General features: G+C 41.6%; 16 protein-coding genes. All 16 read right to left on the bottom strand.

The window, feature by feature from the left end; genetic code table 11:
* Positions 1-245 precede the first annotated feature (245 nt).
* The 16 genes from IEY67_RS12590 to rimO all read right to left on the bottom strand — a co-directional run bounded on the left by IEY67_RS12590 (position 246) and on the right by rimO (position 14,879).
* Positions 246-410 carry a hypothetical protein gene (locus IEY67_RS12590; RefSeq protein WP_183671589.1) on the bottom strand — a complete coding sequence of 55 codons (165 nt, stop codon included), beginning with the start codon at positions 408-410 and terminating at the stop codon, positions 246-248.
* A 185-nt stretch (positions 411-595) separates the two neighbouring features.
* Positions 596-769 (bottom strand): BF3379 family histone-like protein, encoded by a 174-nt coding sequence (locus IEY67_RS12585; protein ID WP_122357252.1) that lies wholly within the window; start codon positions 767-769, stop codon positions 596-598.
* A gap of 266 nt (positions 770-1,035) precedes the next feature.
* Complete coding sequence (locus IEY67_RS12580) at positions 1,036-2,148, bottom strand: universal stress protein (protein WP_122357253.1); 1,113 nt, start codon at positions 2,146-2,148, stop codon at positions 1,036-1,038.
* Positions 2,149-2,266: 118 nt separating this feature from the next.
* The gene (locus IEY67_RS12575; RefSeq protein ID WP_183671588.1) at positions 2,267-2,542 is read right to left on the bottom strand and encodes a DNA-binding protein; all 276 of its coding nucleotides are present in this window, start codon (positions 2,540-2,542) and stop codon (positions 2,267-2,269) included.
* Between the two features lie 152 nt (positions 2,543-2,694).
* Positions 2,695-3,381: a phosphatase PAP2 family protein gene (locus IEY67_RS12570; RefSeq protein WP_183671587.1), complete on the bottom strand. Its 687-nt coding sequence runs from the start codon at positions 3,379-3,381 to the stop codon at positions 2,695-2,697.
* On the bottom strand, positions 3,381-4,148 hold the full coding sequence (locus tag IEY67_RS12565) for a tetratricopeptide repeat protein (protein ID WP_122357256.1): 768 nt from the start codon (positions 4,146-4,148) through the stop codon (positions 3,381-3,383). Before IEY67_RS12565 ends, IEY67_RS12570 begins: the two co-directional genes overlap by 1 nt.
* 1 nt (position 4,149) lies before the next feature.
* Positions 4,150-5,964 carry a BatD family protein gene (locus IEY67_RS12560; protein WP_122357257.1) on the bottom strand — a complete coding sequence of 605 codons (1,815 nt, stop codon included), beginning with the start codon at positions 5,962-5,964 and terminating at the stop codon, positions 4,150-4,152.
* 31 nt (positions 5,965-5,995) lie between these two features.
* Positions 5,996-6,745 carry a tetratricopeptide repeat protein gene (locus tag IEY67_RS12555; RefSeq protein ID WP_183671586.1) on the bottom strand — a complete coding sequence of 250 codons (750 nt, stop codon included), beginning with the start codon at positions 6,743-6,745 and terminating at the stop codon, positions 5,996-5,998.
* A gap of 13 nt (positions 6,746-6,758) precedes the next feature.
* On the bottom strand, positions 6,759-7,778 hold the full coding sequence (locus IEY67_RS12550) for a vWA domain-containing protein (RefSeq protein ID WP_122357259.1): 1,020 nt from the start codon (positions 7,776-7,778) through the stop codon (positions 6,759-6,761).
* Positions 7,779-7,790: 12 nt separating this feature from the next.
* The gene (locus IEY67_RS12545) at positions 7,791-8,777 is read right to left on the bottom strand and encodes a vWA domain-containing protein (protein ID WP_122357260.1); all 987 of its coding nucleotides are present in this window, start codon (positions 8,775-8,777) and stop codon (positions 7,791-7,793) included.
* Between the two features lies 1 nt (position 8,778).
* Positions 8,779-9,783 carry a hypothetical protein gene (locus IEY67_RS12540; protein ID WP_122373132.1) on the bottom strand — a complete coding sequence of 335 codons (1,005 nt, stop codon included), beginning with the start codon at positions 9,781-9,783 and terminating at the stop codon, positions 8,779-8,781.
* A gap of 2 nt (positions 9,784-9,785) precedes the next feature.
* A complete protein-coding gene (locus tag IEY67_RS12535) occupies positions 9,786-10,655 on the bottom strand; it encodes a DUF58 domain-containing protein (RefSeq protein ID WP_122373131.1) in 870 nt (289 codons plus the stop codon).
* 125 nt (positions 10,656-10,780) lie between these two features.
* A complete protein-coding gene (locus tag IEY67_RS12530; RefSeq protein WP_122357263.1) occupies positions 10,781-11,776 on the bottom strand; it encodes an AAA family ATPase in 996 nt (331 codons plus the stop codon).
* Positions 11,777-11,933: 157 nt separating this feature from the next.
* On the bottom strand, positions 11,934-13,220 hold the full coding sequence (locus IEY67_RS12525; RefSeq protein ID WP_183671585.1) for an HU family DNA-binding protein: 1,287 nt from the start codon (positions 13,218-13,220) through the stop codon (positions 11,934-11,936).
* A complete protein-coding gene (locus IEY67_RS12520) occupies positions 13,213-13,503 on the bottom strand; it encodes an HU family DNA-binding protein (RefSeq protein ID WP_122357279.1) in 291 nt (96 codons plus the stop codon). The genes IEY67_RS12525 and IEY67_RS12520 overlap by 8 nt, the downstream gene beginning before the upstream one ends.
* Positions 13,504-13,580: 77 nt before the next feature.
* Positions 13,581-14,879 carry a 30S ribosomal protein S12 methylthiotransferase RimO gene (rimO, locus tag IEY67_RS12515; protein ID WP_122357265.1) on the bottom strand — a complete coding sequence of 433 codons (1,299 nt, stop codon included), beginning with the start codon at positions 14,877-14,879 and terminating at the stop codon, positions 13,581-13,583.
* Positions 14,880-14,944 lie beyond the last annotated feature (65 nt).

Below are 14,944 nucleotides of genomic sequence, written 5' to 3'. Positions count from 1 at the left end.
ATCTTATTAGTTTCTCATTGCAAAGGAAAGAAGTTACAATGAGAAACTGTGTTACCGTTGGCTTATGAAGTGTTATTTAGTCTTACCGTCGAATGCGAAACGGCATCCAGTAAAAGGCTGCGGATAAGTAAAGGGCTTTTGTTAGTTATGAAGAAAAAAGGAATCTTTAGTATAAGAAAAAAAGGCCATCTCAAATTTTGAGACAGCCTCTTTTTATGTATCGTCTGTAGAGAAGGAGTGATTTTTTAATCGTTGCTTTCCATATTCGGAGCGATCTCCTGCATATCTAAAGAACCGGTCAGTTCTTTATTATATTCCTTAAGTAAATCAATATCATGCATATCATTGATATCTAGTATTTCACGGATCAATTCAACTTTACCATTTTCCAATTCAGTGTTAGGTATCATACTTTTTGTCGTTTTAGATTGTTTAATATTGTTTTATCTTTCATCTAACAATACAAATTTCACATTGTTCACATGTGTAATGTCTTTTTTCGAAACTGATTTCCGGATCGATTGATATTCATAAAAACAAAAAAGGTGATCATCATGAATAGATAACCACCTTCCCTTATAACTGAAATAAAATTTTATTTAGCTGCTTCGACAGAAACTTTTCTAAATTCTTTCAGTAACTTCTCAAGTTCCAGAGAAGCTTTGCGAGCACGTGTACCTGCTGCCTTGTTTCCGTTTTCAACCTGCAAATTAGCATTTGTACTAAATTCTCCAATTGCTACATTGATTCTTTCTACTAACTCTTTCATTTTACTTTTGATTATTTTTTATTATTAAATCGAAGCACAAAAATATAAATAATTATATCATGGGCAACAAAAAATCAACAAAACATATCAATTAAAACGATGAATATTATAAATGTGCCATATATTGACATAACTAATTATATGACAATCAGAACACAGGAAATTGAAGTACTACTTTTTATATGTATCTCCCTTTTTAAGTAAAAAAGCAGACTATCCCTTATTTTTGATAGTCCGCTTTTATATCATAGCCTTTATTTAATTTTTCATGCATGCATTACCAACAACGGCGTATCGGTGTGGAATAACATCTTACGCGCAATAGACGGATTGAACATACGTGCCAGGATATTCCGGCGATAGGTGCTTAAAGCGATCACATCGATCTGTTCATCACGGACAAATTTTTCAATAGCAAGTAATAAATCACCGTCAGCCAGTACGGAATAAGTGATATTTGCGTCCGGATACTGTTTCTGGAAATACTCGCGGACACCTGTTAAACGTATTTCATTCCATTCATTCTTACTGGTCGATATATTGAACAAATGAATCTGAATATCATATCCTTTTACTATTTCCATGAACTCGTCGAAAGCGACCAGGTCACGCTGGTTGAAAGAGGTAGCGAATGCGATATTTTTAGCTTCACTCAGGTCATTGAAACGTACATTTTCAGGTATAGCCAAAACCGGTACTTTATTGACCTCAATCACTTCGCCTGTCACACTACCGATCAGATCCATATCTTTCTGGCTCTTTCCACGCGTACCCATGACAATAAGCGTTGGATGATATTCCTTGCAATAAGCCAGAATTTCTTCTTCGGGCAAACCTTCCCGTAATACATAATTATATTTAACCTTCGGCAGTTCACCGGACTGTATCTTCCGGTTGATCAATGTACAGATATTTTCCATATCGATCTGCACACGTTTCAATACGTTCTGCACAGATTCTTCTTCATTCACCTGGTAAGCCAGTGTGTCTCCCATAGGAATTGCCGATGGAAAATAGGGGCTGAAATAGGCATGCATGATCATGACTTCCGCTCCGGCATGATAGGCATAGTTGATTCCCAACTCACAAGCCTTAATGGAGTAATCGGAAAAATCGACAGGGATCAGGATCTTCTTTACCTGTGGGGTTGTTGCTTCTTCAGGAGTATCTTCACTCAGCCATTTACTGTCCTCTATAATGCGCAAGGCATGGGGCAGATCGCTCTCTTTGATTCTCACACGTACACCTGCCGATACAACCGGCTGGATCTGATTGACATTGTGTATGTAAACTTCAATTCCTTCCGTTTCAAGTATTGTTTTCAGGATTTGTGCTTTCTCGAATGTGTGAATAGCTAATGTTACTAATTTATCTTCCATACTCGTGTGTTTTTATAGATTAAACAATCTGAAAATGGTAAATGCTACCTATAATAAAAAAATCCCACAGCGTTTTTGTTCAGTCAGCTATGGGATTTTTTATGTACTGTAAATTTCTTTACGCTTGCTGTGCTTCCGATACGCCTTCTGCTTCTGCCAGTATCTGTAAAGCACGTTCAAATATTGTTGTATCATCTAATACTACCAAACCGCCATCAGGACCCGGTTCGATGTGTATCCCACAGCTTTTACCATCTTTATAATTATATCCACCAAAATAATTACGGACAGTTTCAACTGCTAAACCTAACTCATCTGCTATGCGATGAGTACTACCGTCAGGCAGACGGTCTTTAATTCTGCGCAATTCATTAAAAGTGATTGTCTTTGTCATGGTGTTCCTTTATTTTGAAGGTTAATACTTCGGTTAATTATTTATGGCACTAACTTAAGCAATATATATCAGAGGCACAAATTATTTAGTTAAATTTAGCTTGAAAACAAACATGCTTTACGACATGTACCGAATCTCTGCTACAATTAACTTTATCTTAACCAGCCAGCTAAGGGAATATTAAAGATTGCGATCAGCAAGGTCGTGATAAATATGGCATAAACAATAACACGCTTGCGTTTATCCGAATAGATTGCACTGACTTCTCCGTTTGACCCTGTAACAACCGGATGTACTTTTACATACAACCAATACACCAGCCCACCGAAGAAGACACCGGCTATAGCACCCGGCACGATATCTGAAATAAAATGAACTCCCAGATAAACGCGGGTATAAGCAGTAAGGACAGCCCAAAGGAAGATGGTCCATGTAAATAACCTGTAACGGAAAAGCAACGACATATAGGTTGCAAAACCAAACGCATTCGCCGCATGGCTGGAGATAAAACCATATTTTCCTCCCCGGTAACCGAAAACGGTTTTTACCTGATCCATGAAGTCCGGATGATGAGTCGGACGGAAGCGGGTAAAAATAGGTTTACATACATGAGACGCAAACTGGTCACAAAGAGTAACTACTAGTACTATGGCTAACAAAATCAGAATAGATTCTCTCCATTTCTTTTTATACAGCAGTACGATCAATATAAAAGCGGCTAACGGCAGCCAAACCGTTTTTCCTGAAAATATCCACATAAAGCGGTCAAGAAAAGGGGAATCGCTACCGTTAAGCATGAAGAACAAATCCCGTTCGTAAACTAATATTTTTTCTACCATCAGATTGTTTCAATATCTTTTGTCGGCATCCAACCAACGTTTCCATCTTCTAAAGCTATTTCACTCCAGTCGCCTAACGTACTTTTTACTAAGACTTTGGTTCCTTCATGCAAGACGAACAAATCTGTTCCGCTAGCATCAGGCGAACTTTTTACAGTTACAGTCGGAGCAAAAACAATAGCATGAGTACGGTTTACCAACTCGTTTTTCTGGTTTCTGGCAAAGATATTCGAGATGATCACACAGATTAAAAGCAGTACTCCTATATAGAAACCTACTTTCTTCAGGCGAATCTGTCTTGAAAAGAAGAACAGGATCAGACAACCGATAAATAAGATAAAGCAAACAATTCCCGTTTTAGCCCATGAATCGGCTGCTCCCATATTCTGAACGGCGTCAAACCATCTGGCCAAAAAGAAACCGTCGACAGGTTCAATCTTGTCTACTGTCTTCTGGCGTGCCATCTGCAAGTTGAAACGGACATCACTGTCACCCGGATCGAGCACCAGTGCCCGTTCATAGTTCAATATGGCAGAAGATATCTTACCGGCTTTATAATAGGCGTTTCCCAGATTATAATATATCTCCGGCGAATCGCCATTACTTTTCAGTACCCCTTCATATAGTTCGATTGCTTTTCCGTAATCTTCTTTAGTATATGCAGCTTCTGCTTCCTTGATCGCTGCATCCTGCGCATAAGCACTTAATGCCAGACACTGAATCAATAGAAAAAACAATATTTTTTTCATCTTTATACTTGTCTTCATTTTATTGCTTTTTAATTGTATTCTCCATCTTACCAATGGCATCTACGGTTAACTCATACAATTTATCCATAGCATCCGAAGCCTGCGCCGGTGCATAACGGGCAAACTCGCAGGTATTCAGAATATCCATAAACTCATTTATCAATGTTTCGTCCACTCCATATCTGGTCAACTCTGTTTCCACATTATCTTTGGTAAGGCTCGCCTGAGATATATTGAGTTTATCGCTCAGATATCCCCATAAAGCCCGGAGAACTTCGTCGTAAAACTCTTCTTTCTTGTTTTCCTTCATCAGCTTACCGGCATTCTTCAATCTCTTTACAGCGATCTTATTAGCCTTCTTGGTACGAACCAGGGCAATGTTGGAATTTTCCTTTACCTGTTTACGGTAAATGAAGAAGAAGACAATAAATAGAATTGCCGGAACGAGATAACACATGTAATACATGAACGAACCAAAGAAGATATCGTTGTTGGCAACAAAATTGAAGTCTTTTACTTTGAGGAAACGAATATCTTTACCCAGATACTTCACGCTTTCTTTGTTGCTGAAGTTTGAAACGACCGGTGAATTGCTGCTTCCTCCCTCACCCTGCTCTACATGCAGCTTATAAGGTTCTGATTTCAACGTTTTATAAGTTGCCGATTTCGGATCGAAATAAGAGAAAGAGATAGCCGGTATTTCAAAATCTCCGGCATAACGTGGAATAGCCATGTATTCGATTGTCTTGCTTCCGCTTACTCCTGCTGTTGTCGTTTTGAGATCTGTCTCAATCTTCGGTTCGAAGGTATCGAAATCATTCGGGAAAACCACTTCCGGACTCTTTATCAGTTTGATATTTCCATTACCGGAAATCTTCAATTTGATCGTGACTGCATCATTCGTTTTTACATTATTGGAATTAATGTCCGATGTCATGGTGAAGTTTCCTACTGCACCTGTGAATGATGCCGGCTTACCGGACGGCAATGATTTCACGTCGATCGTAGCAGGACTTGAAACCAGGACTTTCCTTACATTAGTATAAGCATCTTCAAACTCATCGAAGATACTACGTATTTTCCGTTCGGTCGGGATACGGATAATAGCATCGAATTTCCCACTTTCGATAGTCAGCTTTCCGGAACGCTGCGGATAAAGAACCGTTTGCTTTAAAACAACCGTAAAATAATTACGACCATTATAATGATCTTGTGTCCACTGGGGATTCGGCTGTTCTATCTCCTGTGCCAGAAAACCTTCGAACTCAGGAAATTTTGCATTTTCCAATCCGCACATACGTGCAGCATATAATTTGAACGTTACCAAGAAACCTTCCTGCTCGTACACATTGCGGTTAGAAATTTCCATTCTGACAAAATAGTCATCTTTTCCAATGGAAGCAGACTGTCCGGAATTATCCCCCCCACTCGCTTCAGAAGCCTTATCCGGCGGAAGAACTTTAACACTTACCGCATTGGATGTATAATTGGCCCCTTTTACTTTTATGGATGCCGCTCCGATATTGAATGTACCTTCCTTTTTAGGCATCAGAATATAAGTAAACGTGAATGCCGTTTCAGATGATACACTCCCGTTAATGATCTGAGTACTCATACTACTGGAAGTAGAAGGTCCCATCAAGACATCAAAATCCGCAAGTTCAGGAATACGAAGGTCGCTAGCCTTCGCTTCCGCATTCACGGTGTACGCTAATCTGAATTGTTGCCCCATCACCACAGCATTCGGAGCGACAGCTTTAAAGGTCACATCAGCGGCCTGTGCCATCATCCCGGCTGTTAGAAAGAGAACGAATAAGAAAGCTAATTTTCTCATTATATTGTTGTTTTTTCTGTTTCTGTATCTATTACCACTCTTTATCTGTTTTACGACGCTGTTGCTGTTGTGCCTGTGCCTTCTTTACCTTTTCCTGCGTATTCTTTTCGTCCTGCAGGAATGCATCCAACATCTGCTGAGCGTTGTCCTGACTCATCTGTTCATTTTGCTGTTGTTCTTGCTGAGTCTTATTTTCTTTCTTGTCATCCTGCTGCTGTTGCTGCTGGTCTTGTTGCTGTTGATCATCCTTATTTTCCTGATCATCCTTTTTATCCTCATTCTGCTGATCCTGGTTTTGATCCTGGTCCTGATTTTGTTGATTCTCAAGCAACTTCTGAGCCAATGCCAGGTTATAACGTGTCTCGTCATCCAGCGGATTCAAACGCAAAGACTGTTTGAAAGCTTCTACGCTCTTGGCGTACTCTTTACTTTGCATGCTGATATCGCCCAAATTATGGAATACACTGGCAAGACGGGCTTTCCCTTCTTCTGTTTCGACCATCTTCTCAGCCTGACCGGTCAACAGCTGATATTGCTCGGCTGCCTCCGGGAACTTTTTCTGCTTGTATAAAGCATTTCCCAAATTATAAGTACCTTCAACAGAACGGGGATTTACATCCAGACTTTTACGGTAAGCGATTTCGGATTCGGTGAACTTTTCGCTGCTGTACAACTTGTTCCCTTCCCGTACATTCTTACGTTCAGCCTTCTGGGCAAACACCGCTCCTGAGCAAAACAGGAACGCTCCCATCCATATCATTGATTTTCGTATATGTCTCATCTTATCCATTGAATTAAGAGAACAATTTTACTTTTCTGAAAATACGATTCTTCCTGTCTAATGTGAGGAAGTCTGCGATCAACAGGATCAATGCGATCCATGCCAGTGTCTGAAATTGTTCGTTATATTCGGAATAGACTTTGCTGTCGAGTTCCGATTTATTCATCTTCTCTATCTCTTTCTGCAATGCCTTCAATGCTGAATTGGTATTGTCTGCACGTACATACATTCCTTTACCTGCTGCTGCAATCTCCTGGCACATCTGTTCGTTCAACTTGGTAATAACCACATTGCCGTCTTTATCTTTCATGTAGTTATTGGCTCCGGCTACAGGGATCGGCGTACCTTTCGGGTCACCCATACCCACAATATTTACATGAATATTTTTTTCTGCGGCAGCGGCAGCTGCTTTTACAGCATCATCTTCATGGTTCTCACCATCAGTGATCAGGATAATTGTTTTATCCGACGTTTCGCTGGGAGTAAATGAACGCATAGCCAGGTTGATAGCCGATCCGATTGCCGTACCTTGCGTCGAAACCATCGACGGGTTGATAGAGGAAAGGAACATCTTGGCCGAAATATAATCGGAAGTGATCGGTAACTGGGTGAAAGCATCACCGGCAAAAACGATCAATCCCATTTTATCATCCTTAAAACCATCCGTCAGTTTCGACAGCATCTGTTTAGCCTTATCCAAACGATTGGGCGAAACATCTTCTGCCAACATGGAGTTAGAAACGTCCAGACAGACCATAATCTCCACGCCCTGCCGTTTTACGGTTTCCAACTTGGAGCCGAACTGAGGTCCGGCAATAACAAAGATAACCATTGTAATGGCTCCGAACAATAGCCAAAACTTCAGATGCTGACGCTTGGGAGAAACCTCCGGCATCAACTCTGCCAACAATTCGGGATTACCATATTTCTTTATTGCTTTTTTCTTCAGGATCATCGCATATACATAGAATGCAATGAGTACCGGAAGGATGAAAAGCAAGTACAAAAAGTCCGGATGTGCAAAACGAAACATAAGCCTTTATATTTACGGTATATTTCTTAACAATGTATTTCTCAATAAAATCTCGACTAAAAGCAACGCAAACAACAACAAAGCCCAGTTTTTATATTCTTCCTGTTTCTTGCTGTATTGCTGAACGCTGATCTTGGTCTTTTCCATCTTGTCGATCTCTGAATAGATTTCCTTCAAACTGCTATTATCCGTAGCACGGAAATACTGTCCGCCTGTCGTTGACGCGATCTGCTTCAACGTAGGTTCGTCGATCTCGACAGGAATATCCTGATATTGTACACCAAATGCGGTTTGGAAAGGATAAGGCGCTGTGCCTTGTGTTCCCACACCGATTGCATACACACGGATGCCAAACGTTTTGGCGATCTCGGCTGCCGTAACAGGAGCAATCTCGCCAGCATTGTTCACACCGTCTGTAAGCAGAATGATCACTTTCGATTTTGCCTGGCTGTCTTTAATACGGCTTACCGCATTTGCCAGTCCCAGACCGATCGCAGTTCCATCCTGGATAATACCCGGCTGAATATCTTTGAATAAGTTCAGCAACACGGTATGGTCGGTAGTAAGCGGACATTGTGTAAAACTTTCAGCCGCAAAAACCACCAACCCGATGTTATCGTTCGGACGGCCGTTGATAAAAGAAGCAGCCACATCTTTGGATGCTTCCAGACGGTTCGGCTTAAAGTCCTGTGCCAACATACTACTGGAAATATCCATTGCCATGACAATGTCGATACCTTCCGTAGAAGTGTTCTGCCAGCTATTCGTCGACTGTGGACGCGCCAATATAATAATAAGTACAGCTATTGCTGCCATTCTTAGTGCAAAGGGGACATGACGCAGATAAACCTTCCACGAAGTCGCCCCCGGTGCATCGAATGCTTCCGAAGATGATACCTGCAAACTAGCCTGACTTTTACAGAGCTTCCAGATATACCATCCTATCATCGGGATAAGCAGCAATAACAAATACAGATATGTAGGATTTGCAAATACCATTTTATTCTTTTGTTATATTAGAATCGTTTGTTTCAGTTGTCTTTTCTTCAGTTTCGGCAACTTCAGGAGTGGCAACCTCTTCAATCTTTGTCTGATTAATAAACAAGTATGCATTTACCATACTCAAGTCATTCTCATCAGGAAGCGGATTCATTTTAGCGAATTTCACAAAATCAGACAGATTCAGTATCTGTTTCAGATTTTCATATACAGAATCAGCTTCATGCTGCTTACGGATGATATCCAGGATTTCGGCAGAAGTCATTTCCATAGCATTGATGTCGAAACGCTCTACAATATAACGACGCAATGTTTCGGTAACCAGTGTATAGTATTCCTTGCTACGTCCCTGTTGCCATAGTTTCTGTTGTTTGATTTCATCCAGTTCCTTGATGGCCTGTTCATGAGGCGGAAGTTTCGGTTCCGACTTCTTGAACGGGATAAGAGACTGCTTGTTGCGTATACGTTTAATGATATAGGCAATCACACAAATCAGGAAAAGAGCCAGCAAGATGCCATAAATGATCGGATAATAATCAGCCAGGACAAAAGGCGGTTTCCAGATATCCTTTATATCGTAGAACTCCTCCGGTTTGTCCACATTCACAGGAATGGTCGAAACTTTCAAGGCTACCTGATTGGAATAAACCGTATCGACCCCGTCGATCACTTTGAACGGCGGTAATAAATACAGCGACGAATCGAATGAAGTGACCAGAATATCCTGCTTGATCAGCAAGCGATCATTCTCGATAACCGACGAGTCCGCCTTGGAAAGGTTCAGAACCTCTACCCCACGCATCAACGTATCATTGGGGATCACGATCTGGACCGGTTTATCCTTGTCTGTGGTAACCGTCAAATGTAAAACGGTCTGTTCCCCGATCAGAATAGCAGCCGAGTCGATCTTCACATCGATCAGTGTCTTCTGTGCAAACATCTTCCCTCCTGCCAGCAAGATCAGAAGAAGGAACAGAACGCCCTTATTTATAATTTTCTTTTGCATGCTTAACTACGTTTATCAAAAAGAGCAATCAATGCTTTCACATAATCATCTTCCGTACGAATAGATACTGAATCGACACGGCACTTCTTGAACGAATCGTTCATAGCTGCCTGCCGGCGGTTCCACCATTCTTTATAGGCTTCACGGACACGGGCAGAAGAACTGTCGATCCAGCGCTCCGATCCTGTTTCAGCATCTTTTATTTTCATCAATCCGACAGACGGCAACTCGGTTTCACGACGGTCGTATACCTGGATAGCCACCACATCATGTTTACGGTTGGCAATCGTCAGGGCGTCTTTGAAACCTTCCTTATCGATAAAGTCGGATATCAGGAATGTCGTACAACGTTTCTTAATGGCGTTGGTCAGGAATTTCAGTACCTGGCCGATATCAGTCTTCGTATCCTGAGGTTTGAAATCGATCAGTTCGCGAATGATATAAAGAATATGCTTCTTTCCTTTCTGTGGAGGAATGAATTTCTCTATTTTATCAGAGAAGAACACTACACCGATCTTATCATTATTCTGTATAGCAGAAAATGCCAGTGTAGCAGCAATCTCGGTAATCACCTCTTTCTTCATTACGTTCACGGAACCAAAGTCTCTACTGCCCGATACGTCGATCAGCAACATCACGGTCAGCTCGCGCTCTTCTTCGAACACCTTAATATAAGGGCGAACATAGCGGGCTGTCACATTCCAGTCGATATCGCGGATATCGTCGCCGTACTGGTACTCGCGAACTTCGCTGAACGCCATACCGCGACCTTTAAACGCCGAATGGTATTGTCCTGCAAATATATTGCGTGACAAGCCACGGGTTTTTATCTCGATTCGCCGGACTTTTTTTAATAGTTCACTTGTTTCCATCGTAATCCTTTTAATTTTTTAATCACTATTCCTTTTGTTTCTTCCGGGTGGAAAAAAGATTCCTTTCGGAAGAAAATAAAATTTCATCCGGGAGAAACTTCTTTTTCACCCGGACGGGATTAAAATTAAGGTACTTCTACCTTATTAAGGATTTCGCTGATAACCTCTTCGGATGTCAGGTTATTTGCTTCGGCTTCATAGCTCAAACCGATACGGTGGCGCATCACATCGTGACACACAGCACGGATATCTTCAGGGATCACATATCCTCTGCGTTTGATGAAGGCATAAGCACGTGCAGCCAGTGCCAGATTGATAGAAGCACGAGGAGATGCACCGAAAGCAATCATGTTAGACAGATTTGCCAGGCCATGTTCCTGCGGGAAACGGGTAGCAAATACGATATCGACGATATATCGTTCGATCTTTTCATCCAGATATACTTCGCGAACCACTTTACGGGCTTCCAGAATTTCATTCTTTGTCAGGATCGTTTTAATATCCGGTTTCACGCCTGAGATATTCTGACGGATAATCAGTTTTTCTTCCTCTTTCTTCGGATAGTTGATGATCACCTTCAGCATGAAACGGTCGACCTGGGCTTCGGGCAGCGGATAAGTACCTTCCTGCTCGATCGGGTTCTGAGTTGCCATTACCAGGAATGGTTCCGGCAATTTATAGGTGTTTTCGCTGATTGTCACCTGACGTTCCTGCATGGCTTCCAGAAGTGCACTCTGAACCTTTGCCGGTGCACGGTTAATTTCATCCGCCAACACAAAATTAGCGAAGACCGGGCCTTGTTTTACCTGAAATTCTTCGCTTTTCTGACTATAAATCATAGTACCGATCACGTCGGCCGGCAGCAAGTCCGGTGTAAACTGTATTCGACTATATTTTGCATCGATCAGTGAAGCCAATGTTTTAATGGCAAGCGTCTTTGCCAACCCGGGTACACCTTCCAAAAGGATATGCCCATCTGAAAGCAGACCGATCAATAATGATTCCACCAAATGCTTCTGTCCAACAATTACCTGGTCCATGCCCATCGTAATCATGTTTACAAACGAACTTTTACTCTCAATCCGTTCGTTCAACTCACGAATGTCTACTGTCTGACTCATAGATTTTTCCTATTTATATTGTTTATTGTTTCTGCTTGTTTTTATGGTTGCACAAAATTAGAAATGTTAAATTCGTATCCTTCACTTTTGCAGTTAAATAATACTAACCTAACGATAACTATTTTGTTTTATTTTACTTAAAAAGGCGGATTTTTAGTTACAAATTTCCGGATAATATTTCTGTCTGGCGTGCAGCGGCCTTATCTACGGAGGCACGACTATATCTGTCGATTCCGTATACTTCTGGCGCAGGGACTTGTATTTCAGTACCTACCGGGACGTTGTTAGGATCTTTGATCACTGATTTATTGAACTCATACAGGTAAACCCAAAAGATCTTACTACCATAATATTCAAGGGAGATCAAGGTTAAACGACTTCCCGGTTCTATTTTTACTTTTGCCAATACCTTCGGTGTTTGTACTGTGGGTTCAGCGGTTTGATTTGAAGATACAGTAGAAGCTGTATCCGGTTTTTCTTCCGCAACAGTAGTGCTTTCTGTCACTTCTGTTTCTTCTACCTGAGTTGTATCCGGGAGGGCAATGGCCGTTTCGGGCAAAGACTGACCGGTTAATGCTTTCGGTTTTTCCGGTCCCAGAAATAAACTACGATTCTGATACAAAAAGAAACTGGACACGGCTATGATAGCTACAATACCCAAAGAAACCCAAACTTTCATCCAGTGTGATTCTGCCGGTTTTTCGTCTTCAAACTGATAATCCGTCTCACTGAAACCGGTTGATGTAACCGGTTGTTTTATTTCTTCATCCGGCTGTCCGGAAGATTCTTCTACCGTTTCTACTGTTTCAGGTACTGAAAATTTCTCCTCTGTTTCTTCTACTGTTCCGGGATCTTCCGTCTCTTTTACCTCTGCTTGTTCCGGTTCGATAGATTCTTCCGTCAATTCTTCTACCTTATTTTCTACAGCCCCTGTTGTTTGTAAATCAGGCTCCGTAACAGCAACGGTTTCCTCCGGGGCGGAAACTTCTTCTGCTATTGGCTGTAACTGTGGAGTTTCACTAACCGCTTCTTCATTTTCAGGAAGGATCTCTTCTACAGATTCGTCTTCGCTTTCTTTCTCTTCTGCACCATTGGATATATCCAGGTCTGTAAAATCAACATCCTCATTCAGTTCTGTTGTTTCAAAGAATGAAAACGGTTTATTGACTAATTCACGTAACTCCTTATCGGGTAGAAAAGAAAACTTATAATGTGCAGGGATCGTAAAACGCTCACCTGTATTCACATGGATACTTTCCCGTTTTTCTACCAAGACAATTTTAAAGGTGCCAAGCCCCTTTACTTTAGTCATTTTGTCAGTGAAAACGCCCTGTGATACGATGGCAATAAACTCTCTCAGGAATTGCTCGGAGCTATTCCTGTCCTTTCCGGTACGCTCGGCTAGTAAAGCGGCCAGGTCTTGTATCGTTAGCCGACTATTCATTGTCGCTCAATTCTTTTAATTTAGATTTAATGGTTGCTCCCGGTTTGAAAACAGGTACTAATTTCGGAGGGACCAGATAACGCTTCCCGTTTGCCGGATTTACAGAGATGCGTTCTGCTTTCTTTTTGATTTCAAACAACCCGAACCCTTGTAAATAAATAGCATCATTATCCATTAACTTTGAACCGACCACAGCCCCAAAAGCAGATAACATTTCTGTTACCTCCTGTGAAGTCCACCCCAATTTCGCGGACAACTCTGTTATCAGTTCTTTGTTTTTCATACTTACTTCATCAATAGATTCAGCAGCGATATTAGTTATTTTTTTGTAAACAGACAAACTTCTTAATGGTTTTTATATCAAAGCAACACTTTTCCGTATAGGTCAAAAGCCTGTGATTCTTCGATATTTACGTTATAAAATTCTCCCGGATTCAATGATTGCTCTTTAAAAACAAGGATTTCCGGATCTACCTCAGGTGAGTCAAACTCGGTACGTCCGACATAATAATCTTCATCCTCACGATCGAGCATTATTTTAAAAGTCCGGCCTACCTTTTCTTCGTTTATCTCGGCAGAGATACGTTCTTGTATCCGCATAAGATAATCCAAACGCTCCTGTTTTACCTCTTCAGGGACATCATCCGTATAATTCTTGAATGAATAAGTGCCTTCTTCGTGACTGTAGGCAAATGCCCCCATACGCTCGAAGCGTGCTTTTTTGACAAATTCGACCAACTCTTCAAAATCCTGCTCCGTCTCCCCCGGATGACCGACCATCAGCGTTGTCCGGAGATGAATGCCCGGAACCTCTTTGCGAATACGTTCCAGTAAGGCGTATGTTTCTTCCTTGGTTATATTACGGCGCATCATTTTCAACATATGATCACTGATATGCTGTAAAGCGATATCCAGATATTTACAGACATTATCACGTTCACGCATTACCCGTAACAGATCATAGGGGAAATGAGACGGATAACCATAGTGTAAGCGGATCCATTCCACACCGGGAATATCAGAAATACGTTCGATCAATTCCGGTAACGCGTACCTCTTATATATATCCAGTCCGTAATAGGTCAAATCCTGTGCGATCACCTGAAACTCTTTTACCCCCTGGGCAACGAGCAGACGCACTTCTTCTTCTATCTGCTCCATCGGAAGAGACTGATAATGCCCGGTACTGATAGGTATCGCGCAGTACGAACAGGTGCGGTTACATCCTTCCGCTATCTTCAGAAAGGCATAGTGTTTCGGGGTTGTCAGCACACGGTCGGAAGCCAGTTCGCGATAGTAAGATTTACCGATATCGGACAGGAGCTGTTTCCAATTGAACTTACCGTAAAAATGATCTACTTCGGGTAGTTCCTGCTTCATTTCTTCCAGGAAACGCTCCGTAAGGCATCCCATAACGTATAATTGTCCGATCTTTCCTTTCTTCTTGGCTTCCCCTAATTCCAGAATCATATTGATCGATTCCTCCTGGGCATCTCCGATAAAACCGCAGGTGTTTACAACGACAATCTCTCCGTTTATTTTATGGGGATCATGTTCTACCGTATAACCGTTAGCTACAAACTGGCGCATCAGCTGTTCCGAATCGACCAGATTCTTCGAACAACCAAGCGTGATTATATCTACTTTATTTTTTCTCATATGATTAATATACAAACAAATAGTAACCAATTCCCCTCTTGAGCGGGGAAAGGGGTGTGTAAAAA

The organism is Parabacteroides faecis (assembly GCF_014647375.1).
GTDB lineage: Bacteria > Bacteroidota > Bacteroidia > Bacteroidales > Tannerellaceae > Parabacteroides > Parabacteroides faecis.
The sequence above is the reverse complement of the archived record's forward strand: the minus strand, read 5'-3'. Positions and strand labels throughout refer to the sequence as shown.